The sequence below is a fragment of the Bacillus pacificus genome, from assembly GCF_020861345.1.
GTDB lineage: Bacteria > Bacillota > Bacilli > Bacillales > Bacillaceae_G > Bacillus_A > Bacillus_A pacificus.
Window position 1 is genome coordinate 2554730 of the sequence record NZ_CP086328.1, and the last position, 23795, is coordinate 2578524.

The 23795-nt window shown below is 31.8% G+C and carries 26 protein-coding genes and 3 pseudogenes; 21 read left to right on the top strand and 8 right to left on the bottom strand.

The annotated features are described in order from the left end of the window. Positions 1-159: 159 nt before the first annotated feature. The 6 genes and pseudogenes from LMD38_RS13420 (at position 160) to LMD38_RS13445 (ending at position 5169) form a co-directional block, all read left to right on the top strand. Positions 160-684 (top strand): MepB family protein, encoded by a 525-nt coding sequence (locus LMD38_RS13420; protein ID WP_073531024.1) that lies wholly within the window; start codon positions 160-162, stop codon positions 682-684. A 138-nt stretch (positions 685-822) separates the two neighbouring features. Next, entirely contained in the window at positions 823-1590 is a 768-nt protein-coding gene (locus LMD38_RS13425; RefSeq protein ID WP_062821654.1) for an arylamine N-acetyltransferase family protein, read from the top strand. A 148-nt stretch (positions 1591-1738) separates the two neighbouring features. After that, a complete protein-coding gene (locus LMD38_RS13430; protein ID WP_016717636.1) occupies positions 1739-2392 on the top strand; it encodes a YdeI/OmpD-associated family protein in 654 nt (217 codons plus the stop codon). Between the two features lie 125 nt (positions 2393-2517). Continuing rightward, a complete protein-coding gene (locus tag LMD38_RS13435) occupies positions 2518-3633 on the top strand; it encodes an NAD(P)/FAD-dependent oxidoreductase (protein ID WP_000844363.1) in 1116 nt (371 codons plus the stop codon). A gap of 151 nt (positions 3634-3784) precedes the next feature. Next, positions 3785-4226, top strand: a pseudogene (locus LMD38_RS13440) (NUDIX hydrolase). A 283-nt stretch (positions 4227-4509) separates the two neighbouring features. Further along, complete coding sequence (locus LMD38_RS13445; RefSeq protein WP_227585341.1) at positions 4510-5169, top strand: protein kinase family protein; 660 nt, start codon at positions 4510-4512, stop codon at positions 5167-5169. A 113-nt stretch (positions 5170-5282) separates the two neighbouring features. On the opposite strand, the gene LMD38_RS13450 is transcribed toward LMD38_RS13445, so the two are convergent. Further along, a complete protein-coding gene (locus LMD38_RS13450; RefSeq protein WP_016717634.1) occupies positions 5283-5462 on the bottom strand; it encodes a hypothetical protein in 180 nt (59 codons plus the stop codon). Positions 5463-5551: 89 nt separating this feature from the next. After that, complete coding sequence (locus LMD38_RS13455; protein WP_061182517.1) at positions 5552-5809, bottom strand: hypothetical protein; 258 nt, start codon at positions 5807-5809, stop codon at positions 5552-5554. A gap of 136 nt (positions 5810-5945) precedes the next feature. On the opposite strand from LMD38_RS13455, the gene LMD38_RS13460 reads away from it, so the two are divergent. From LMD38_RS13460 to LMD38_RS13475, 4 genes are all read left to right on the top strand, one after another. After that, entirely contained in the window at positions 5946-7376 is a 1431-nt protein-coding gene (locus LMD38_RS13460; RefSeq protein ID WP_016717633.1) for a PQQ-dependent sugar dehydrogenase, read from the top strand. A 151-nt stretch (positions 7377-7527) separates the two neighbouring features. After that, positions 7528-8100 carry a YybS family protein gene (locus LMD38_RS13465; protein WP_061182518.1) on the top strand — a complete coding sequence of 191 codons (573 nt, stop codon included), beginning with the start codon at positions 7528-7530 and terminating at the stop codon, positions 8098-8100. 27 nt (positions 8101-8127) lie between these two features. After that, a complete protein-coding gene (locus LMD38_RS13470; RefSeq protein WP_000282922.1) occupies positions 8128-8691 on the top strand; it encodes a GNAT family N-acetyltransferase in 564 nt (187 codons plus the stop codon). Between the two features lie 77 nt (positions 8692-8768). Beyond that, positions 8769-9149, top strand: a complete 381-nt coding sequence (locus LMD38_RS13475) for a nucleotide excision repair endonuclease (protein ID WP_016717632.1) — start codon at positions 8769-8771, stop codon at positions 9147-9149. A 53-nt stretch (positions 9150-9202) separates the two neighbouring features. Here the strand turns inward: LMD38_RS13475 and LMD38_RS13480 are convergent, their stop codons facing one another. Then, positions 9203-9409 (bottom strand): hypothetical protein, encoded by a 207-nt coding sequence (locus tag LMD38_RS13480; RefSeq protein ID WP_016717631.1) that lies wholly within the window; start codon positions 9407-9409, stop codon positions 9203-9205. A gap of 132 nt (positions 9410-9541) precedes the next feature. On the opposite strand from LMD38_RS13480, the gene LMD38_RS13485 reads away from it, so the two are divergent. The 5 genes and pseudogenes from LMD38_RS13485 to LMD38_RS13505 all read left to right on the top strand — a co-directional run. Next, positions 9542-10321, top strand: coding sequence for an undecaprenyl-diphosphate phosphatase (locus LMD38_RS13485; RefSeq protein WP_061182519.1), 780 nt, complete (start codon positions 9542-9544; stop codon positions 10319-10321). 82 nt (positions 10322-10403) lie between these two features. After that, positions 10404-11726: an FAD-dependent oxidoreductase gene (locus tag LMD38_RS13490; RefSeq protein WP_061182520.1), complete on the top strand. Its 1323-nt coding sequence runs from the start codon at positions 10404-10406 to the stop codon at positions 11724-11726. A gap of 63 nt (positions 11727-11789) precedes the next feature. Next, positions 11790-12317, top strand: coding sequence for a GNAT family N-acetyltransferase (locus tag LMD38_RS13495; RefSeq protein ID WP_061182521.1), 528 nt, complete (start codon positions 11790-11792; stop codon positions 12315-12317). Between the two features lie 16 nt (positions 12318-12333). Continuing rightward, a complete protein-coding gene (locus tag LMD38_RS13500; protein WP_061182522.1) occupies positions 12334-12855 on the top strand; it encodes a YfiT family bacillithiol transferase in 522 nt (173 codons plus the stop codon). A 4-nt stretch (positions 12856-12859) separates the two neighbouring features. Continuing rightward, positions 12860-13350: pseudogene (locus tag LMD38_RS13505) on the top strand (GNAT family N-acetyltransferase); the annotation flags it as partial. A gap of 120 nt (positions 13351-13470) precedes the next feature. On the opposite strand, the gene LMD38_RS13510 reads toward LMD38_RS13505, so the two are convergent. After that, positions 13471-13848: a PH domain-containing protein gene (locus tag LMD38_RS13510; RefSeq protein WP_062822576.1), complete on the bottom strand. Its 378-nt coding sequence runs from the start codon at positions 13846-13848 to the stop codon at positions 13471-13473. Between the two features lie 179 nt (positions 13849-14027). Here LMD38_RS13510 and LMD38_RS13515 point away from each other — a divergent pair, with 179 nt between their 5' ends. The 5 genes and pseudogenes from LMD38_RS13515 (at position 14028) to LMD38_RS13540 (ending at position 18234) form a co-directional block, all read left to right on the top strand. After that, positions 14028-14879: a patatin-like phospholipase family protein gene (locus LMD38_RS13515; protein WP_016717626.1), complete on the top strand. Its 852-nt coding sequence runs from the start codon at positions 14028-14030 to the stop codon at positions 14877-14879. A 12-nt stretch (positions 14880-14891) separates the two neighbouring features. Further along, positions 14892-15257, top strand: a complete 366-nt coding sequence (locus LMD38_RS13520; protein ID WP_016717625.1) for a YxiJ-like family protein — start codon at positions 14892-14894, stop codon at positions 15255-15257. A gap of 259 nt (positions 15258-15516) precedes the next feature. Next, the gene (locus LMD38_RS13525; RefSeq protein WP_016717624.1) at positions 15517-15882 is read left to right on the top strand and encodes a hypothetical protein; all 366 of its coding nucleotides are present in this window, start codon (positions 15517-15519) and stop codon (positions 15880-15882) included. An 18-nt stretch (positions 15883-15900) separates the two neighbouring features. Continuing rightward, a pseudogene (locus LMD38_RS13530) lies at positions 15901-17340 on the top strand (DnaJ family domain-containing protein); the annotation flags it as partial. Between the two features lie 78 nt (positions 17341-17418). Continuing rightward, positions 17419-18234: a YwqG family protein gene (locus LMD38_RS13540; RefSeq protein WP_000799817.1), complete on the top strand. Its 816-nt coding sequence runs from the start codon at positions 17419-17421 to the stop codon at positions 18232-18234. A gap of 787 nt (positions 18235-19021) precedes the next feature. Here the strand turns inward: LMD38_RS13540 and LMD38_RS13545 are convergent. Continuing rightward, entirely contained in the window at positions 19022-19807 is a 786-nt protein-coding gene (locus LMD38_RS13545; RefSeq protein ID WP_062822574.1) for an LAGLIDADG family homing endonuclease, read from the bottom strand. A gap of 296 nt (positions 19808-20103) precedes the next feature. Between LMD38_RS13545 and LMD38_RS13550 the strand changes: the two genes are divergently transcribed. Then, positions 20104-21066: an MBL fold metallo-hydrolase gene (locus LMD38_RS13550; protein WP_016717620.1), complete on the top strand. Its 963-nt coding sequence runs from the start codon at positions 20104-20106 to the stop codon at positions 21064-21066. 54 nt (positions 21067-21120) lie between these two features. Here the strand turns inward: LMD38_RS13550 and LMD38_RS13555 are convergent, their stop codons facing one another. The 3 genes from LMD38_RS13555 to dnaN form a co-directional block, all read right to left on the bottom strand. Continuing rightward, complete coding sequence (locus tag LMD38_RS13555) at positions 21121-21954, bottom strand: alpha/beta fold hydrolase (protein WP_062822573.1); 834 nt, start codon at positions 21952-21954, stop codon at positions 21121-21123. Between the two features lie 170 nt (positions 21955-22124). Then, complete coding sequence (locus LMD38_RS13560) at positions 22125-22637, bottom strand: NUDIX hydrolase (RefSeq protein ID WP_062822572.1); 513 nt, start codon at positions 22635-22637, stop codon at positions 22125-22127. A 22-nt stretch (positions 22638-22659) separates the two neighbouring features. Further along, positions 22660-23790, bottom strand: a complete 1131-nt coding sequence (gene dnaN / locus LMD38_RS13565) for a DNA polymerase III subunit beta (RefSeq protein ID WP_062822571.1) — start codon at positions 23788-23790, stop codon at positions 22660-22662. Between the last annotated feature and the right edge of the window lie 5 nt (positions 23791-23795).

The window sequence follows — 23795 nt, forward strand, 5'->3', positions numbered from 1 at the left end:
ATTATTTACAAAAATACACTCTTCATCCCACGAATAGTTGAACGCATTTTACTTAAATTAAAGTAATAATTATATCCTGTTATATCCCTTTTCACGTCACTCATGATTATAAACATTCTATACAATATAGAAGAACTGACGTTTGTGTTAAACTAAGAAATGAACAAAGGGGGAGTTTTCTTGAACAATTATAATGATACGATCCGAAATTTAGACAATATATTTTACAAACCTAATAATTTAATGATAACGAATGTAAAAGAAGAAAAGCAAAACGCAGAATATGCAGGATGTATATTTAACTTAAATAACAAAACCATTCGTTTTAGAAAATCAAAAATTACTCCTAATAAAATTGGTCAATTTGTTTCTTTTTGGGAGAAAGATGACAATATGCAAAATCAAGCGTTTTCTTATGACGCTGCTCCTGATTTATTAGTTATCACTTGTATAGATGATAATAAACTAGGACAATTTATTTTCCCTAAAGAGATTCTTCTTAAGGAAAAAATCTTGAGAACAGAAAACCAAAAAGGCAAGATGGCTATGAGGATTTACCCTATATGGGATACTCCTGTTAGCAACCAAGCTAAAAAGAGCCAACTGTGGCAAATTCAATATTTTGTTGATTTAAGCGATCATAATAATTTACCTATAGACGAACTATTAAATTTGTATTCGTAGCTTCTTATCTTAAGTAATCTTGTGAGTTAGACTTTTTGTACCGGTACAGTTAAACGAAATGTACATTGTTTCAGTACCCCATCAAATTTACAATCAACATATACTATTTTAACTTATACATTTTAAGGGGTGCTGACTATGACAAGTCTACAACATAAGCTGTTTACAAGATTGAATCTCGCAAAGCGTACTGAAGTGAAATTTGAGGAATTAAATACAATTCTCTTTGCATTTGCACACACTATACCATTTGAGAATTTAGATGTAATAGCACGTAATACGAATGCAATTACTATGGGAAATTTACAGAATAAAATTTCAAATGGATCCCGTGGCGGACTTTGTTATGAATTAAATACGCTTTTTTATTACTTTTTAAAAGATTGTGGTTATGATGTACAACTCGCATTAGGTACCGTATATAAAAATGATAGAAACGCATGGGCACTTGAGAATGGACATATAACGATTATTCTAAATTATGATAAAGTACGATACGTAATTGATGTAGGTATTGCCTCACTAGTACCTCTAGTCCCTGTACCTTTTACTGGTGAGTCTGTTTCTTCTAAAAATGGTACGTATCGAGTGAGACAAAAAGATACGAGTAAAGGGAATTACGTTCTAGAAAGAAAAGATACGAATGGTGAGTGGAAAGTTTGTCATGCTTTTTATAATCGTATCATTGATGAGGCAGTAGTAAATGATGTTCAAAAAAGAGTAATAGAAGATGAGAAATCTATTTTTAATAAAGGACCGATTGCAGTCAAATTGACGGAATCTGGCCATGTCTCTTTAACAAATACTAGTTTAACTACAATGATTCACGGTGAAAAAACGAAACGTGAAGTTACAGAAGAGCAATATAGAGATCTTTTATATACTTTATTTGCTATTGAGTTATGATAAAACAAATAGCTAGCCGGTTCTTATGAAGAATCGGTTATTTTAATTTAAAACAATTATTAAAGTTTGATTTTCTTAATAGATATAATACACTAGAACAGTATGAAAAAGTATAAACAACGAATTTTGAATGTAAAGGAAGATTTTCATGTCAATTATCGATAAATTGAAACTTAATAAGTATACGAATATGGTTGTTATTAATGAACCAAGTGATTACGAAGTTTTTACAGGAAAAGAAACTGTATTTTCAAAAGAGCACGATGCCATTTTTATTTTTGTAGAAACACTGGATGAAATGGTGAAACAAACGAATTATATTATTAGTAATGAAGAATTATTAATTGAAAAAGGATACGTATTCTTCGCATATCCGAAAAAAGGTAATTCTCGCTACAGTACGTTTATTCACCGTGATGAGATGTTTCCAGCATTAAACGTTGGAGAAGATGGATATGTGGGAGAAAGCGATATTAAATTTGCGCGAATGGTAAGCATGGATGATGTTTTTACTGTTGTAGGTTTAAAGCGTGAGAAGAAAAAAGCGACGAAAACGCCTGCAATGAGCCAATGTGTAGCTGATTATGCAGATCGAATTCAAGATGTTGAATCTTTATTAGCTAATCACCCAAATGAACTTAAGTTTTATCAAAGTTTAACACCTGGATATCAAAAAGATTGGGCACGTAATTTGTTTTCTGTAAAACAAGAAAAAACACGTGAAAAACGTCTTGAGAAAATGATTGAAATTCTTTCGCAAGGATATAAAACGATTGAATTATTTCGTAAAAAGAAAAAGTAAGACTAGGCAATTCACAATGATGCAACAATTAATTGCACTTGGCACATTGAAAAAAGGATTCCTTTCAGTATACTAAAGTATGTTCTTATATTTAAATAATTAGCAAAAGAGAAAAGGTGTTTGAAATGAAATCGTATATTGTAGTTGGAGCGGGTATTTTAGGAGCGTCTACTGCTTACCATCTTGCTAAGGCTGGCGCGAATGTTACTATCGTGGATCGTCAACAAGTAGGTCAAGCAACTGATGCTGCAGCAGGTATTGTCTGTCCATGGCTTTCGCAACGTCGTAATAAAGCATGGTATAAAATCGTTAAAGGCGGTGCACGTTACTATTCTTCGTTAATTCAGCAATTAGAAGATGACGGTGAAACAGACACAGGTTATAACCGTGTAGGTGCAATTAGTTTACATACTGATGAGAAAAAACTTGATCAAATGGAAGAGCGAGCGTATAAACGTCGTGAAGATGCCCCAGAGATTGGTGAAATCACTCGCTTATCAGCTGAAGAAACAAAAAAATTATTCCCAGCATTATCAGAAGAATTTAGTTCTGTTCATATTAGTGGTGCTGCAAGAGTAAATGGAAGATTATTACGTAATGCATTAATAAGCGCTGCGAAAAAACATGGTGCAACTTTTATAAAAGGAGATGCAGTATTAGTCCGTGAAGGTAATCATATTACGGGAGTTATAGTAAACGATGAAACTATTTTAGCAGAAAAGGTTATTGTAACTGCAGGTGCATGGGCGAACGAAATCTTAAACCCTTTAGGAATTAATTTCTTAGTTACGTTCCAAAAAGGACAAATTGTTCACTTGCAAATGGAAAATACAGCAACAGAAAATATGCCAGTTGTTATGCCGCCAAATGATCAATACATTTTAACATTTGACAATGGCCATGTCGTAATTGGTGCAACACATGAGAATGATACTGGTTTCGATCACCGTGTAACGGCTGGTGGTTTAAATGAAGTATTCCATAAAGCATTAACAGTTGCACCTGGCTTAGAAGATGCTACTATGCTTGAGACAAGAGTTGGATTTAGACCGTTTACTCCAGGATTCTTACCTGTTATCGGACCACTTCCTAACTTCGACGGTATTCTTGTTGCGAACGGATTAGGAGCTTCAGGTTTAACTGCTGGTCCATATTTAGGATCAGAACTCGCTAAATTAGCGCTAGGACAACCAATTGAATTAGATTTAAACGATTATGACGTTGCAGGCGCAATTGAATAACACCAGGTTGAAGAATTAGATAGTTTATGAAAAATAAAATTCTTCAAAAATAGAGGGCTGACACCATAAACCTGCATTATTCATGTAGAATTATGATGTCGGCTCTTTATTCATATGTATTTAAAGCCTATTTTCGAGAGGAGGTTAAGCAATGAGAGCACCATATCAAGTATTAATATTTCCTTATATAAAAATTGATGACTCTATTCAATATGCGATTTTCAACCGAAGTGATTATGGTTATTGGCAAGGTATAGCTGGTGGTGGAGAAGACGGTGAGATTCCTATTGAATCAGCAAAACGTGAAGCGTTTGAAGAGGCTGGTATTACAAGAGAATGTTCATATATACAATTAGATTCTGTGTCTTCACTACCAGTAGAGGATGTAGTTGGAGAGTTCCTTTGGGGAAGATGACGTTTATGTAATAAAAGAATTTTCGTTTGGAGTTAAAGTACCTACAAAAAACATCTCATTATCTAAAGAACACTTGAATTATAAATGGCTATGCTTTGAGGAAGCCGTAACGTATTTGAAGTGGGATAGCAATAAAACAGCATTGTGGGAATTAAACAAAAGACTATTAAAACAATAAAAGTGTTAGCTAACAAAGATAGTAGTGGAACAAGAATTGAACAATTTAAAAAAACAAATATAGATTTGGCATGACCAATGAACTGAGAACTTGCACTTAGAAAAGCCTTATACAGTTGCCTCTGAAAAAATAAAAATAGTTAGAAATATTTTTTATTGTATGGTTTTTGGCTCTGAATAGCGGAATACATATTAAGTATTCAACAGTTCAAATAAAATTCGCTTAGTGTATATTTTCGTTAAAATGTGGGTAAGCCCCTTTTAGCAAAACCGGAGTGGAAACGATGAGTATAAATAGTTTTGTGGGATTGATAAAGGATGAATTATTAAAAGAGGTAATCATAAGAAGTGAGGACGAATTCGAGCCTGTAGTAGTTAAAGATATTCCTAGACTTTGGAAGTGTTTAGGGAAAGGTAATTATGCTGCAGTATTCATGCACAGAGAATTCAAAGATTGGGTAGTGAAAGTTTACGCGCGAGAAGGAGAAGGAATTGAAAAAGAGTCAGAAGTATACCGCAAAATCGGAAATCATCCTTCTTATTCAAAGCTTATATATAAAGGAGAAAATTTCATAGTATTGAAACGTTTAAAAGAAATTACCTTATACGATGCTATTCATAAGGGAATTAAAATTCCTAAGCAGGTAATCCTTGATATAAATAAAGCTTTAGAGTATGCAAGGAAACAAGGATTAACTCCTTGTGATGTTCACGGAAAAAATGTGATGATGGAAAAAGGAAGGGGATATGTAGTCGATGTATCTGATTTCTTAAAAACAAAAGAAGATAGTAAGTGGAGAGACCTAGAAAAGGCATATTTTACATTTTATTTGCCTTTCATTTATAAATTGCCTTTCCCTGTTAAAATACCGTATTTTATGTTAAACATTGTTAGACGTTCGTATAGAAAATATAAGAAACTTAAAAAGAAATTCGAATTGTAAAAAGATCACATACTTATAAGTAGACCACTAGTAAACAAAAGGACCGTACATATTAGACATTTCTAAAATGTACGGTCCTAATCTTATATATTTTTTTATTAGTTATTTCACTATCAATTCCAAAACGGGATATTTTGAATAAATGAAACCGTCAAAATAAGTGTTGATGCGGAACCAGCAGTTAATAGCATTACTATTTTTCGTCCATTCTGTTCTTTTGAAGGTTTTATAAGTTCTGTAATCAACACAATCCATATTATTATAGAAATTATAGAAATAATATTTATAGACATATGTAACACATCCCTTCGTGTTTTTACATAAACATTTCTTTTTATAAATTAAAAGCAGTTTAACAATAAAATATGTACAGCATTATAAATCAATATTTCCCTGTTAAACCACCTTTTTTAAATAGAAATACGACTGATAAAATAATAACAACAGCCTTCAAACTGCCCCAATATGGATAAATAGCATAATCTGTTAGATTAGCATGCTGAAAAATGTTCTCTAATCCAAAAATCCCAATAATGACCGCTAAAAGAAAAGCAGCTTTTCCAATAGTTGTATTACGATAGAGGGTAAATAAATATAGCGCAAATATAAGTGGTAAGATGACTTGTAGTAAAAGTGTCATAAGTAGCCCCCTAGTTTATTTATAATTACATTATATACAAAAATGTAATAAAAAGGAATGCTACTTATTTGATACTAATAAGATCACTCTAATCATACTCTTCTATTAAAAAGAATATAAAGGGGGGTAAAGTTAATTGACAAAAGTTAAGGTTCATTTACGACCCATTGTTCATAACATAAATTTACCGACTGTCATAAAAACAGCAATACTTCCAGGTGAATCAGTTGAAAGACTATTTATCGCAACCCAATTAGGAGAGGTTTTTTACATAGGAGATGGAGTCATAAAAACATTTTTAAATATTCGTCAACGTATTATTAAATTAGGTACATCTGAAGAAGGTGTCTCTAGTAGCGGCTATGATGAACGGGGATTGCTTGGACTTGCGTTTCATCCACAATTTTATCAAAACGGTTTATTTTATCTTCATTATTCAGTAGCTGGAACTCAAGGACCCGGTGCACTTTCTGAACAATTTAAACCGAATCCTTGTGACCCAAAAACTTTAAACTTAAAATGGCTAAATAGAGATACGCAATATGATCATATTGATACAATTGAAGAATGGATTTTACAGTCAAACGGGCAACCTCAAAAACGTAGAACATTACTTCATATAAAACGCCCATTTTTTAATCATAATGGAGTAAATACTTTAAACTTTTCTCCAGAGACGGGGAAACTTGTATTTACAAATGGAGATGGTGGGTCGGGGTATGATCCGTTTAATTTAAGCCAAGATGATTTAGAAATAGCAGGTAAAATAATTGAAATCGATGTAAGTAGAGATACATTCATAAATAATCCTCCAGTAGTTACACGCTTTAATGAACTTCCTCTATCGATACAAGAAACACTTACAGTAATTGCGAAAGGCGTCCGTAATATAACCGGTATTTCATTCCAAAGGTTTTATAATCAATATATTAAATATGCAGGTAATGTCGGACAGGATATTGTAGAGTCTATTTTTTCATTTGTTCAATATAAACCAATTCCGGTTACCGAACTTATTAAAATGCATGTAATGAGGTTCACTTCTAATCAAGATGGATTTATTAATTTTGGTTGGAGAGGATGGGAAGGAGAATTACCTACTTCTTTTATACGACACTGTGCTGATCATCCTACTTTAGATGAGAGAACAATGGTTTATTATGATGAAACAATAGAATTATCCGCAAAGCGTATGCAGCCACTCATTAGTTATTTTCATAAAGACCCGAGACCAGATAAGTTTGGAGGAACTTCACTTACAGGCGTTCAGCCATATATGGGAACTGCAATCCCAAATCTATATGGTAGCGTTGTATTTACTGATCTTGCTAAGAAAGAAGAATCTCGGCCGCCAGTTAAAGGTGTTTTAGCATATACTAGAGCCGGTATAGATGGTAAACATACTGACTTTCATGTTATTGAAACCAATTATGATTTTGGTACGCAAGCAGCTTATTATATGAGTTTAGGAACAAATTTGGATCAAACTAGTTTATATTTAGGAGTTTACGGTTCTATGAAAGTAACTGATTTTAATAAAGGTACCATATTTGAAATTATTCCTTAAAAAGATATACACTTATAGTTTATCCCCTAAAGGTCTTCTTTATAAACGTCTATTGTATTGTGGTTGATAATAAGCAGAAAGCAAATCATAAACAACTAGTGTATGAATAATATAGAAAGTGATGAATGAGATATCTTTAGGGGGTATATTGATGCATCGGTTTGTACGTTATTGGTGTCAACTTATGATAGAGAATGATGCGAACTTTGTTCATAAAAGAAAATTGTCCCTAGCAAATAAGCTAGTCATTACAGCTTTAATGAGTGCTTTAGCCACCATGTTTCAAGCAGCGGGGAATTTAATTCCTGGTATAGGGTTATTCATTAGTCCTTTTGCGACATTACCAATTTTTTTGGCTATTTGCTACTCTATTCGTGAGGGAGTACTTTCTTATATCCTTACTATTCTCTTATTATTTATTATTGAGCCAAGTGAACTAATTGTTTTCCCCTTTACTACAGGTTTATTAGGTATAGCTTTAGGGCTTTCCTTTATACAATTCAAGAGGAGAATTTGGGTTGTTTCCTTTTCTGCGATTTGTTTACTTATAGGAATTATGATAGTTCTCGATATTTTCCGTTTTCCCGTGCTTGGTCCTACTATTCATACAACTATGGATATAAAAATTATTTCATCTATATTTATACTGAGCTTTCTATACTGCTGGATCTATGCAGGGCTTTGTAGCATATTGTTGAATAGAGTATATAAAGCATTGTTTTAACAATTGTATAGAATGGAGATTTAAAACATGTATAACGTTGCAATTAGGAGACCAAATTCGGATGATTTAGAGGAACTTCACTTGTTTTTCCGTATAGTTATTACGAATACATATAAAGACGAAGGATTATCACAACAATTGGATGACATAGAAAATGAAATTAACATGAAAAAGCAATATTTGAAAACAGATTTTGATAGTAACGGAGAAAAACGTTACTTTTTATTAGCAATTGACACAAATAACGATAAAATCATTGGAACAATTGAAGTTGGCCCAGCAAGTACATTGATTACTAGTTGTACAAATGGTGTACTTAAGGATTTGTATGAAATAGGAACTGTATTTATACTTCCGGATTATCAAAGAAAGGGTATCGGGAGTTTACTACTACATACAATGTTTCTTACGTTACTTAGCAGAGGAATAACGGAATTCTGTTTAGATAGTGGATACAGAAAAGCGCAAAGTATATGGACGAAGAAGTTTGGAGAGCCTAGTTATGTACTAAAAGATTATTGGGGAGAATCAAGTGATCATATGATTTGGAAGAAGAGTTTACACGATACACCTATAATATTTGAATTATAAAATGAAATATGCCTATGAACGTAGCTTTTCTTACATATGTATGCTATTATTTATCTTTATAATAAAAGAGGACGTGAATGAACTTGATTAAAATTAGTATCCCTGAAGTTGATGTTACAATTACTGAACGTAAACAAGTTATTAGAGGAGACGAGCCAAGAATTACGCCAATCAATGGTTTTATCGATTTCCACTTGTTCCCTAGAGATAAAGGCGGCATTTTTATGTTTTACAATATTAATGACGAACTACTTTTCGTAGGTAAAGCTCGTAAAATTAGACAACGTATTAAGAAGCATTTCGAAGACAATGTTTCACCAATTAAAAATCACCGTGATGAAGTATACCGCATTGATGCATGTATCGTAGAAGATCCAACAGAAAGAGAAATTTATGAAACATATATCATTAATAAATACAAAGCAAAATATAACGTTGATAAAGTATTCTATAAATAAGTAATAAAAAAACAATCCTAGCACATAGAGTGGGATTGTTTTTTTATTTAAAATTAGTCCTCATATTTTTCTACTTTTTTTAAATGATTCGCAACAATAAAACAGCATACTCCTATACATATAAGTACAATTCCAATCGTTTCATGTTTTCCCAAAAAGAAAGGAATATCAGAAATAACATTTGTCATACATAACCCTACAAACACAAGGATCGGTCCTAGCCAAAGTAATACATTGCCGAATTTTGTGTGCTTCCACATAATAACCCTCCTCAATCCTCTTTACATATATATCCATAAAATGAAAGTAAATTCATAGAGAAATATAGTTTTTTTCATATCGAAAATTTAACCTTCATATATTGGTACAAGCAAACAAGAAAGGGGACCATCATGAATTGGTTAGAAGCTTTTATATTAGGGATTATACAAGGTTTAACAGAGTTTTTACCGATAAGTAGTACAGGTCATCTTTATTTAGGAAGACATTTGTTTCAATTAGATGAAGCAGGATTGTTTTTAGATACGATGCTGCATATTGGCACTTTACTTGCAGTGTTTATTTATTACAAAAAAGAATTTATATATTTAATCAAAAATCCATTTTCAAAACTAATGCTATTACTTATTGTCGGGACGATACCTGCGGTTGTAATTGGATTGTTATTTAAAGACTTTTTTGAGGATATTTCAAAAACAGGTATTACGATTGGTTGGGAGTTTTTAGTGACAGGGTTCTTTCTCTACATGGCAGATAAACAAAAGAATGGTCGTAAAAAAATGGACGACATTACATATAAAGATGCATTTATCATCGGTTCATTTCAAGCGGTTGCTATTTTCCCTGCAATTTCTCGTTCTGGTATGACAATCGTCGCTGCATTATGGAGAAAGTTAGACCGCGAAACCGCAGCTTACTTTTCTTTTTTATTATCAACGCCAGCCATTGTCGGAGCAATCATTTTGCAATTTGTAGATGTTTTTCAAGGGAAAGCAGAATCTATTTCTAGTACATCTTTAATTGTTGGAACGTTATCAGCTGCGTTTTTCGGTTACATAGCTGTTTCGTGGATGATTCAGTATTTAAAACGTCACTCCTTAAAAGTATTCGCTTATTACGTCTGGGGATTAGGTATTTTAATTTTAACATTACAATTTACTCATGTGTTTTAATTATAATGATAAAGAAGTTAATGAGTTTAAGATCCTGTTTCATTCATATAAGACAGGATTTCTTTTTATTAAGGGGGAAAACATGTTTAATAAGGCTATCGTTATTGGCGGAAGTATCGCAGGAAAGCTCGCAGCAAAAGCATTATCAACTGCTTTTAAAGAAGTAATCATTATAGAGGCCGGTGAAAAATGGGATGGAAAGTCCTCGAGAAAAAGAGTCCCACAAAGTAATCATCCTCATGTGTTATTAAAAGGTGGAGAAAAAGCCATTGAGGAATTGTTTCCTAATATTACGAATGAATTAATAGAAGCAGGTAGTGTCGTACATAACTTTACTCGTGATTTAAAATGGCATCAATTTGGTTTATGGAAACAGCCATTCATAGGAGAAGTACATATGATTCAACAAAGTCGTCCTTTGCTAGAATGGAATATCCAAAAACGAATACATCAAATTTCAAATGTTACTATTAAATATGAAACATTGGTTAAAGGGTTATTGGTAGATGAAAAGCTTAACAAAGTGTGTGGAGTAAAAGTTAAATATTTAGAGACAGACGCACAAGAAGAAGTTCATGCAGATATTGTAGTTGATGCAAGTGGATTTGGTTCAAAAAGTATAGAGTGGTTACGAGAATACGAAATTGAAGTACAAGAAGAGAAAGCGCGTATTGATTTATTTTACGTAACTAGAATGTTTAAACTTAAAGAAAATGAGAAATTAGACTACTGTAATACGCTAATGTCTCCAAGTTTCCCTGACAATCCGTATGGCGTTCTTATTCAAACGATTGAAGATAATCGTTATTTTGTTACTTTCAGTGGATATGCAAATGAAAAAGCACCACAAACAGATGGAGAATTTTATAATTTTGCTGAAAACTTATCAATCCCTAATGTTACAGATTTTCTTAACAAAGCTGTGGCAATTTCAGATATCAAAACGTATAAAATTCCTTATCAAGTACGTCGGAGATTTGATCTCACCACAAATATGCCAGAAGGATTATTAGTCGTTGGAGATGCACATTGTCGTTTCGACCCTGTTTTCGGTCAAGGTGTTTCAGTTGCCGCTATGGAAGCTCACCAGTTGCAATTACTTCTGCAAGGTAAAAAACAACTTGATAAAACATTTACACAACAATTTTATAAAAAGGCAGCTACTATAATAGAAACACCTTGGGATATGACAACAACGGAAATATCACGTCATCCTCAGCTAAAAAGAGAATTAACGATAAAACAAAAATTTCAGCTATGGTATACGAAACAAATATATCAACTATCTGCAACTGATTCTGACGTTTATATTCGATTAGTAAAGGTGATGAATTTAATTCGTAGCCCATTTCACCTATTTCATCCAAAAGTGCTATTTGCTGTGTTACTGAAGCAAAAAAAATAGCAGGAAAATAGTTGATTAAAAAAGAATATATAACAGTTAGTAGATATAGAAGGGGTAATCGAGATGAAAATATACATAGAACAATTAAAGAAACACGATGCTAAAGATTTATTTACGTTTGAACTTACGAATAAGTCTTTTTTTGAAACAATGGTACCTAATCGTGGCTCGCAATATTTTGATTTTGAATATTTCCAAAAACTACTAGATGATTTATTAATAGAACAGGCGGATAGAGAATCTTATTTTTATTTAATTCGTAACGAAGAAAATGAAATTCTAGGAAGAATAAATTTAGTAGATATAGATTCGGAAACTCGAATCAGTTCGTTAGGTTATCGAGTCGGAGAAAAGTTTACTAAAAAAGGAGTTGCAACAGCAGCTGTAAAATTAATTTTAGACGTAGCGAAAAATAATGAAATTAATGAGGTTCATGCTAAAACAACTACTAATAATCTTGCATCACAAATTGTACTAGAAAAAAGCGGGTTTTCTTCTTATCAAAACGAAGCAGATACAACATCTGTAGTATTAAATGGAGAACATGTGAATTTTGTACATTATATTTGGAGAAATACTTCGCGCTTATAATAAGGGGGACTTATTCATGAATGATTTACGTTATCCAATTGGGCAATTTACATATAAACGTCCTATAACGGAAGAAATGATTGATACATGGATTCAAGAAATTGAAGATTTACCTAATGAACTAACGAAGGCAATTAAAGATTTAGATCAGAAACAGTTAGACACACCGTACCGCGTTGGTGGATGGACAGTTCGTCAAGTAGTCCATCACGTTGTTGATAGCCATATGAATAGTTACATACGCTTTAAATTAGCACTAACAGAAAAGAATCCAACGATTAAACCATATAAAGAAGAAAAGTGGGCAGAATTACCTGATTCTAAATTACCAGTAGATGTTTCACTAGTAATGTTAGATTCATTACATAAAAGATGGGTTAACCTTTTATATTCTTTAGAACTTGAAGATCTAGAAAAGACATTTAACCACCCAGAGACTGGTGAAACAAAACTTGCTGTTGCAATTGGACTATACGCATGGCATGGACGTCATCATACGGCTCATATAACTTCATTAAGAAAGCGACTAAATTGGTAGTAACGTGAAGATTACATTAGAGAAGGCAACAGAAAGTGATGCATCAGTTTTATTTCAAATGCAAATAGACTCATTTAGCCCTTTATTAAATAAATATAAAGACTATGAAACAAACCCAGCAAATGAATCTATTGAAAAAACGATTTTGAGGATAAATAATCCCAGCAGTAACATAATCCCAGCAGTAACTATTATAAAATGATAATAGATTCTAACCTTGTTGGAGCGATATGCATTTCAAAAAAAGAAATACCATATAAATTTTGGATTAGTCCAATGTTCATTCATCCAAACTATCAAGGGAAAGGAATTGCTCAGCAGGTACTTATTTTAATTGAAGAGATGTTTCCAGAAGCACGAAGCTTTGAACTTGCTACGATTTTAGAAGAAGAAAGAAATTGTTTTCTATACGAAAAGATGGGATATAAAAGAACAGAAGTAACTAAGAAATTAAATGATAAAACTACACTTATTTATTACAAAAAAGAAAGGTAAAGCATTTGAAATACGCTTTACCTTTTTCTGTTATTTGAGATTAAATATACAAAAATGATGTATATTCTTCCAAAATACTCGGGTGAGTAATTTTAGAATTGAATAAACATACAAAAAGTATTATTTGGTCGTATATGTTACTAACGCTTTTTGAATGCTTAAAACACTATCGTCACCTTTAAATTCTTTCGTAATTGGTGTACTCAAACTAGATACCCAAATTTTAAGTTCAGCATCTAAATCAAAATGCCCAGCTGTTTCAATGCTGAATTGTGTAATGCTTTTATAAGGGATAGAATGATACTCAGTTTTTTTACCTGATATCCCTTGTTTATCTACTAAAATAAGACGACGATTTGTGAATACGATTAAATCGCGAATTAATTTATAAGCATGTTCAACTTTCTCATCGTCTAACATAATCTTTTCTAAATCACGTTCTACACTTTCTGTATTCGTATTTGATGCATTTCCTAAAATACCGCTGAATAAACCCATAGGAAATTCCTCCTCCATTATTTGTGTAATGTGTTACTTATATTGTACCACGCTCTTGACTAAGAAATAATGACATTACTTTAGTAGTTTCTGGTTATTGTTGCAGCGCACTTATATCACCTTGTCTTAAAGTCTTGTGCTAATATGTAAGTAAGAAAAAAGAAGCAGAGGGATATAGTATGAAGAATATCGGTTTAGTATTAGAAGGCGGAGGAATGAAAGGTTTATATACTGCAGGCGTACTCGAATATTTTATGGAAAAGAACTTATTTTTCCCTTATGTAGTTGGCGTATCCGCTGGAGCCTGTATGGGAGCAACTTATTTATCACGTCAAAAAGGGAGAAATAAGAAAGTAAATACAGAGTTAGTAGCAGATCATCGTTATATATCTTATCGAAATTTAATTCGAAAACGTGAATTATTTGGAATGGATTTTTTATTTGATGAAGTACCTAATAAAATTGTACCATTTGATTTTCAAACTTTCTTAAACTCAAATGAACAGTTTGTTATAGGAACGACTGATTGCGAATCAGGACAAGCTATTTATTATAATAAAGCAGAACACGGAAATGATATTTTAAAAATCATTCGTGCATCTAGCTCAGTGCCGTTTATAGCGCCTGCTGTAGAATATGATAATCGAAAATTACTAGATGGAGGAATTATAGATCCTATACCAGTTTTAAAAGCTCAAACTGATGGTTATGAAAAGAATGTTGTAATTATGACAAAGCCAGAAGGATATGAGAAGCAACGAAATAAATTTTCAGGGCTGGCTAAAATTTTATATAGGAAATATCCGAATATCGCACAATCTTTAGTAGAACATTATCGTTTTTATAATGAGACGATATCTTATATGAATCAAAGAAAACAAAAAGACAACTTTTATGTCATTCAACCAAGTGTACAACTTCCTATAAGCGGTATAGAGAGAAATAAAGAAAAACTCGTTAATTTATATAATCTTGGGTATACAGATGCTCAATATCATTATGAAAACTTATTAAATTGGATAGAAAAATAAAGGGGTGAAAAGTTGAAGTTAGGAAAACAAATTATTTTTAAGGAATTGCAGAACATGCATAGTCCATTGCGCAAGCCGTTTCCTTACCGTGCTACAGCAAAATTGCAGCGAACTTTAAAGAGTAAATTTACCGAAGATGACTGTATAAACGCTGATTTTAATCATTATTGGATGCATACAGCAGCAACTTTAAATTCTGTACTAAATGAACAGAACATTACGTTTCAGCAAATCAAGTGGTTAAAGAAATCTTTTTTTGAGTGGTTTCCACAATATTGTTTTCTAGAAACAGAGATTATGAAGTATCCCATTTTATATAGAGATTTCATGAATTATGAAAAGACCCGGAAGCTATTACTTTATTATCTTACTGAATAAAAATTTAAACGTACAAGTCATGCTGCTTGTACGTTTTTTGTTCATAAAATATACAATATTTACAACTTGTCCATGTAGGTATTTTAACGAGAAAAAAGAAGTACATATAGAATATGTGCGAGGGAGGAGATAGAAGTTTGTTAGCTGTTTTCCTTTCAATTCATGTCCAACTCAAATATTTCGAGTAAAATTCGTTTCTTAATGGTATTATCAAATATCAGGAAAACTAATTTAGAAATGAAGAAGGGACAGGTTTAAAATGGAAAACGTATCAAATGTAGATAAAGTAGAATCAATACAGTCTTTACAGTCAACAATCCGTAAACTTGAAAATGCACTCTCTCAGATGACTCAAAAAGGTGCAAATACTACATTAGTGAAAAAACGACTTAAAGCTGTTTGCATAGGGTTAGTAGTGCTAGAAAACGTTTGGAATCAAGAAAGTCATCAGTATAGCCAAGAAGAGTTAGCAGACGCTCGTAACGTCCTTGCTGGTTTACTTCCATCAATTGAGAGAGCCTATGATAAGTCTAAAGCCGGTAGTCCGCAAAGAACACTTTTAACAAGAAGAATAAAAGCGTTGGAACTTTCTATTCAGGCAATTGATCATTTTTCTAATAAATAACGTCTCTAAACACATAAAACACATAATGTATTCGGCAGTTTTCCCGGTTGGGATCTGTCTGTAAATCAATTAAAACGACTGTTACAGACAGATATTTGGTATGTAACGTTTAGGACAAATGAACATTTTATTTCAACTTACTATTTTTCAGTAAACGATTTTTTTGAAAACGATTGGATAAAGCGTAGTGAACAGTATCAACTAGACCAATTTAATAAAAACACATTTGGAGAAGGTACCAATAAAGCGTCTTTGTTAAATATAGAGATGGAAGTAAAGTATAGCAGTCGTTTTCCTTCAAACCATTATCCATCCGGAAAAATTGAAACATATTCATTTCATAGTACGATTTTAAATAACACACGTAAAATTCATATTTATACGCCTCATGATTATTCTCACACTTCACATCTTCAAGAACTTCTCATTGTATTTGATGGGAATTCATTCATTAATGACCTTTCAATCACAAAAACACTTAATTATTTAATTTACGAAAAAGAAATCTCATCGTGTATTGCTGTTGCTATAGATCCTGTTGATCGATTAGAAGAGCTAACTTATAACGATAAAATGAACGCATTTTTAACGAAGGAATTACTTCTGTGGATTCAGGCTAAGTATCGTGTGCATAAAGAAGCGAAACATACAACAATTGCAGGTTTCAGTCTTGGTGGCCTAGCAGCTTTTTATGCAGCACTTCAAAATCCGCATATTTTCGGGAATGTGTTGTCAATGTCTGGATCTGTACATTGGAAAAAAGATGGTTATGAAAATCAAATTCCTTGGATTGAAAATCAAATTTCATCAATAGATTCTAATACGACTCATCTCTATTCTTACATAGCAGTAGGTGAACTTGAAAACGAACCTCTTTTAACGGCCAATAGACGCCTATATAAAGCTTTAAAAGAAAATAGATACCAAACCACTTATGAAGAGTTCCAAGGCGGACATGACGGTATTTGGTGGCGAGAAAATTTGTTTGACGGGTTGAAAGCTTTAAAACTTACAAAAAACACACTATAAAATAAAAAGGAGAGAGAATCTATGAATCAAGAAGAACTAGATAAGAAACTAAAAAAGCAAGAGATTTTAGTAAAAGATGAGAAAGTTTGGTCCTATACATATGAGGATCATATTAGTTCTATCATTAAAGAAGCAGAAAAGAAAGGGTCTTTTGATAATATGCCTGGTAAAGGGAAACCTCTAAATCTAGATAAAGACCTTTCGTACAATCCTGAAAAGCAACTGTATAGAACGTTAAAGAATAATCATGTTTTACCAAGGTGGATTGAGCTTTCAAAAGAAATTGATGATTTAAAAGAAAAGCTAAAAGAAAATACAAATACTGCAGAAGCAGCGAATTTAATTCGAACTATTAATAAAAAGGTTTTAGAACATAATTTACTTTGTCCACCAAGTGCGCAAAAAACGAGGGTGAAAACGGACTTTTAACAATTTTTCATGAAGCTATCTCTTGCTATATAATTAAGTAAGGCATTTTTAATTCATTATGAAAGGGAGGCAAATGTAATGAAGAATACGTATCAACTTCAAATTCCGAAAGAACTAGAGCAGTATCGTACTATTTTAGAAGAAAGTGTAAAACCGTATATTAAAGTGTCTGGAACATTAGCAGAGACAACGCTTTTTGAGAGTAAGTTTGGTGGATATCCGTATTTACCTATAGATCAAGAGCACCCTAAAGATTCAAATGGACAACCTATGATGTTACTTGCTCAGCTAAACTTTGAAGAAATGCCGCATGTTGAATATATGCCTCAAGAGGGAATGTTACAGTTTTTCGTAAGTGCTGCTGATGAGCTTTACGGAGCAGATTTTGATCAGCCAACAACTCAAAAAGACTTTCGAATTATTTATCATTCTACAATTATAGAAGACTTAAATAAGGTTATTACTGATTTTAGTTATTTAAACACTTTAGAATTAGAGGACTTTATTATACCTGAAGCAGCGAAATTAAAGTTTGAATTGGATTATCAACCCGTAACGTCAGGGGATTATCGATTCGAAAAGATTTTTAGTGAAGATATTGACTGGGAAGAAATTGTTGATGAAGAAAATAATACAGAATTAGGCGAACTGTATGATGATTTATGTAAAGATCAAGGACATAAAATTGGTGGATATCCATTTTTCACACAGACAGATCCGAGAGAATGGGAAGAAAAATACCAACAGCATGACATCTTATTACTGCAAATCGATACAGATGATTCATTAAATATTATGTGGGGAGATTCTGGTGTTGCAAATTTCTTTATAAAAAAAGAAGACTTGTTAAATCTAGATTTTTCCAACGTTATTTACAATTGGGATTGTTATTAAAAATATATAAATAAAATACTAGCAAGTTAAAAAATCTTCCTGAAGGTAAGGGAGATTTTTTTATGTTAAAAATAAACGTTATGTTAACTAGAATACAAAAAATGGGTATAACAAAAGTCAAGTGTAAATAACAGAAATAACAATAAATAATGTGAAGTTGTAAAACGTGTGTAAACAGCAATAAATTCATACAGTAAAACATAAAATATAATTATTAATTTATGTTTTGTTTAGAAATGATTTTTTTGTATAAAAATTTCTCGCTGATCAAAAATGATTTTAATTCGTTTAATCTAAATCGATTATTGATTCAGATTTGCTGCGATTGATTGTATAGCAAAATAAACGGTAAAAACTGTAGAAATCCGTTTAAATAAGATTTTATGTAAATCTCACTAAAAATCTCCGTTTCGTCTCATTAAGTATAGTTTACTTGTTTTTTGATACCTGATATTGCTTTGTTTCTGTAACTGCCTATAATATATATTATGTCTACTAGTAAAAAGTAATAAACTTATTATATATTAGTTCGGTTTGGTATACTTCCCTTTTCCTTATTTATTAGTGAATAGTTCTTTGATGCCGGATTAGTGTAAATTTATACTCTTGTAAATAATCATTAATAAAACATAATAAAAAACAACTTGTTTAAATTTAATAATTAAACAAGTTGTTTTGAAATTGGCTAAACTATATTTATAATTTGTTTGCTTTAACAATTACTTTGATTTCAATTAATAATTCACCGTGAATTTTAATTTTATAATTGAACTTGTTTGTGAATTATTCAATCATCATTACAATTATTCTTTTCTTGAAAAATATTGTATTTACGCTTTAAATGCAAATCTTTATCTTTATAAATCCACTGTGAAAATTTATTAACATTATTTTTACCACTTAGGTAAATACGATATTGTTTTTCTTTGTCAACAAAACTTAATTGGAATTTATTATTCTCAAGGATATCTTTAAAAGAATTCATAAAATTATATGATCCTCCAACAAAGCTAACAAAGTATTTATGAGAGTTAACATGACCATCCCCATCAAAATACCCACGAACAAAGTGATGTAAATATTCTTCAGGCACGAAAGGGAATTTGATATTTAATGATTTACATGGCATGATTCCATGTATATTCATAAGGTCGTCTTTTATTGTTTTACTATTAATGTTTAGCATATATACGCCTGTTTTTTTATTTTGATACAGTGGCTGTTTTGTGTTTAGTTCTTGTTTTATATCTTCTAAAATATAACTTTCTTTTTGTGATACACTAACACATTGATTATCTTTTTGTATGACACCATCTGCTGCTATAAATCCTAATATATAAGCCATATTATTTGACCACGTTTTAAAATAATCTTCTGATATGTCATATTTCCTCTTCCAACTCCCTATAGCACGCCTTGGAACGTTATTGTCTGTTAAAACCATACGAATATACCTAGCGGACACATTGGCAAGCGTAGCTATTTCTGAGGTACTCTTCCCTTCTGTATATAGCTGAGTTATTTCAGATTTTGATAGTTTACATTTTGATTTCTTTTTTCTCTCTATTTGCACTTACATCCTCTCCTTTCTTTTACTAATTAGAGATATATTTTCTTCTTTAACATACAACGAAACGTATGTTCTTTGTTGCTTTTAAGAATGAATTTACTAAATTAAAACAATTTACATTTACTTAATATTGATTTTATCTGCCGCTAAATAACACTCATTATATATATATGATTAATGAATTTGACGAATTTATGAAATGTACTTTATTTAAGATGAAAGATAAAATGATATAGTTTACACTACAAATAACTACAATAACAACATACGTATATTGTTAAACGTAAAAAGGAGAACGAATGAAAAAGAAATATGTAAATCAAATTCATACTGATGTAAGTTTTAAACCGAAAGATATTATAGGTTTAATGACTGATTACTTTAAAATGAAAACAAAGTTGCGTCCTATAAAGAATTTACCTATTGTTTTATCAGATAAAAACAATAAGTCTTTAGAGAGTATTACATGGTTTGGCCATTCTGCTTCTCTTTTAAAAATAGAAGGTAAAACATTGTTATTAGACCCGATGTTTGGAGATGCCTCTTCCCCGTTTCCAGTGTTTAATAGTAAACGTTATAGTGGTTCTTTTTCTTTAGAACGTGAAGAACTGCAAGAAATTGATGCAATTATCATTTCTCATAATCACTATGATCATTTAAATTATAAAAGTATTATGCAATTAAAAGATCGTGTAAAGCATTTCTATGTTCCAACTGGAGTTGCGCAATATTTAATTAAATGGGGTGTTTCACCTAGTAAAATTAGTGAGCATAATTGGTGGGATGAAATTATGCTTGATACTATTAAGTTAGTATGTGCCCCTGCAAGGCATTTCTCTGGACGAGGTATGACAGATAGAGATTGTTCGTTATGGTGTTCATGGGCTATCCTTGGTCAAGAAACTAAAGTTTTCTTTAGTGGCGATAGCGGTTATGCGCCTCACTTTAAGGAGATTGGTAATAAATACGGTCCATTCGATCTTACGTTAATGGAATGCGGGCAATATGATCCAAGGTGGTCTGCTATTCATATGTTGCCTGAAGAAACAGTACAAGCTCATATTGATGTAAAAGGAGAATTACTTCTTCCGATTCATTGGGGTGCTTTTACATTAGCATTACACGAATGGAGTGACCCGATAGAACGTGTTACGAAAGAAGCTAACCGTTTAGGAGTTAAAATTACAACACCTCAAATTGGCGAATCTATTACGTTAAAATCTACAGACTATCCTAGGTATGCTTGGTGGCAAAAAGTCTAATTATAATAAAAAGCGAATCTGTCTTATATAAAAGATTCGCTTTTTACTTATTGATTATAATGTATCGTTGACAAACTGATTAAACTTGTCTATTTCTTCAACGAATGGATTATGATTACTTTCTTCAAATTTAGTTAATGTTGCGTTCGGGATCAAATTTGCTATTTCACGGGAAAATATGTAGGGACATTGTGCATCATGCTTACCACAGTATATAAAACTTGGGATTTTTACGAATTTAAGTTTCTGACGAACATCATAATCTTTATATTCAACTTGTCTAAAATAATTTAGCCGATCGCCAACTGTCTTTCCGCTATTCGGCAGTTTTAATGCCTCTTCAAGCTTTTCTTCAGAATAAAAAGACATAAGTGCCCACTCTCTACTTAATGCTTTTCTTTCTTCTTGTACTGTACTATCATCATTTAATGCATTCATAATTGATACGATTCTATTAAATTTTACATTTTTACTACAGTATATACTATCTTTATGAGATGCATATTCCTTGCTCGCCGCTGCGCCACCAACAATTATTTTCGTTAAACTTTCTTGTGCTTCAGTCGCATATACAAGAGCTAACATCCCTCCTGTCGAATGACCAGCAAACCCCCATTTATTAATATATAAAGCTTCTCGAATCGCTTCTAAATCTTTAATCGTTTCGGTCATACTATATTCAGAATCATTTTTTGCCGAATCTGAATTGCCACACCCCTTTAAGTTAACTAAATATACGCTATAATGGTCAGTAAATGGGTTTGCAAAAGTATTTCCATTATCGTTATACTCGCTATACATATGTGTAACGCATAAAGGCGGACCTTCTCCCTTCATAAAATACTCAAAATTGCCTCTAGTAGTTTTGACAATATTTGTTTTCCACATATTGAATCCCCTGTCTAAAATTTTTTATCTGCTTTTTAGTTTTCTGGTACACTGGGCATTTCATTTTCTTCAATACACTCATCCCCATTTGAATTTTCTCCTTAGCTACTCTTCGAATTATTTGAGTTATAATTATTTTGCTGTGTATTGTAGATTACAATTCCTGCTTTTTACAATTGAATTATATTATTTATAGAACTTTCCTGTTTAGCCAATTTTTCATTCCTATAATCTATTAATTTATGATTAGATAAAACAAAATTGTGCTCTAATATGAATTCATTGTAGAGCACTTCAACTAAAAATTTAGGTATCATCTCTCCTACACCGTAATTATAGTCACTAAGAATCCAAGAAATCTCTTTCCAATCTAAAATTCCTTCTGATACTTTTTTTGGAGTTTGATATGTAAATTCATTCATTAGCTCTATTAAATAAAGATACATACCACCAGAATATGAAGAATCTTTCCACTTAATAATGCCTTTAAATTGAATTTGGTCATACGTAACTTTTATATTAGTCTCTTCCTTTATTTCACGAATCGCATTTTCTAAAGGTGTTTCGCCCTTTTCTATCTTTCCTCCTACACCATTCCATAATCCTTTTACAGGATCATATTCTCTATTTAACATAAGTATCTCTTCATTTCTTTTTATAAAACATAAAGTGTGCTTGTACATAACGTGATTCCTTCCTCCGTTTTTAATAAGCTCTTACTGGAGATATAAGATGGATTGCTGCAGATTGTGTCCCTGCTTCAATTAATATCGGTCTCATAGAACCGCTGAAACTTAAAGTAACCGTTTTTTCTTTTATTGCCCTTAAAGCATCCAACATAAATCGTCCATCGAAAGATATATGTAATTGTTTTTCACCGTGAATTGCATCTACTTGTTGTGTTTCATATATTTTTCCAATCTGAGAAGCATTAGAAGAAACTTTAATTGTAGATTCGTTTACAATTTCTAAGTTAACATTGTTATTTGCCCATTCACTTGCTAATAAGCTTGATCGATCTACACCTTGTAACATTCTTTGTCTATCTATGTTAATGACTGTTTGAAATTTATTTGGAATTAAACTAGATATATTAGGATATTTCCCTTCGATTAGTCTTGAATATAAAGTAGTTGTGCCGAATGTAAAAATAATGTGGCTTTCTGATAGATAAATAGAAACGAATTCTAAATTGCTGTTCATTAATTTTAAAAGTTCATTAATGGTTGCACTTGGTACAATACAATTCGCTTTCACATTAGTAGAAATTAATGTTTCACGTATAGCTAGTCTATGAGAGTCAGTTGCAGCGCATATTAATTTGTTGTGGTCTAACTCGATATGTACTCCGGTAAGAACGGGCCTAGATTCATTTTTCGCTACTGCAAAGACTGTTTGTTTAAACGCATCAATTAATTGTTTTGTTTCTATTTGTATTTCTGCATGATCGTCTATTTGTGGTACGTTAGGAAATTCATTCACTGGAAAACTATTTACGTTTAATGTGATTTCTTCTGATTGTATGGTAATTGTTTGCTCATTCTTACTTTTTATTACTATATTGCTTGGCATTTTCTTTATAATTTCAATGAAGTATTTTGCAGGTACAACAATTGTCCCTGCTTGTAAGGTAGTCGTAATTTGTTCGTCATCCATGGAACTAGGGATGAATTTTTCGATGAAAATATTTGAATTACTTGCGATTAAAGTAATTCCAGATTGATTTGCAGTTATTTTTATACCGGATAGTATAGGAATAAAAGCTTTTGTCGATATGGCTTTACTTACTTCTGAAAGTGCTTGAGTGAAATGTTTATGATTAACGATAAACTCCATTTTTT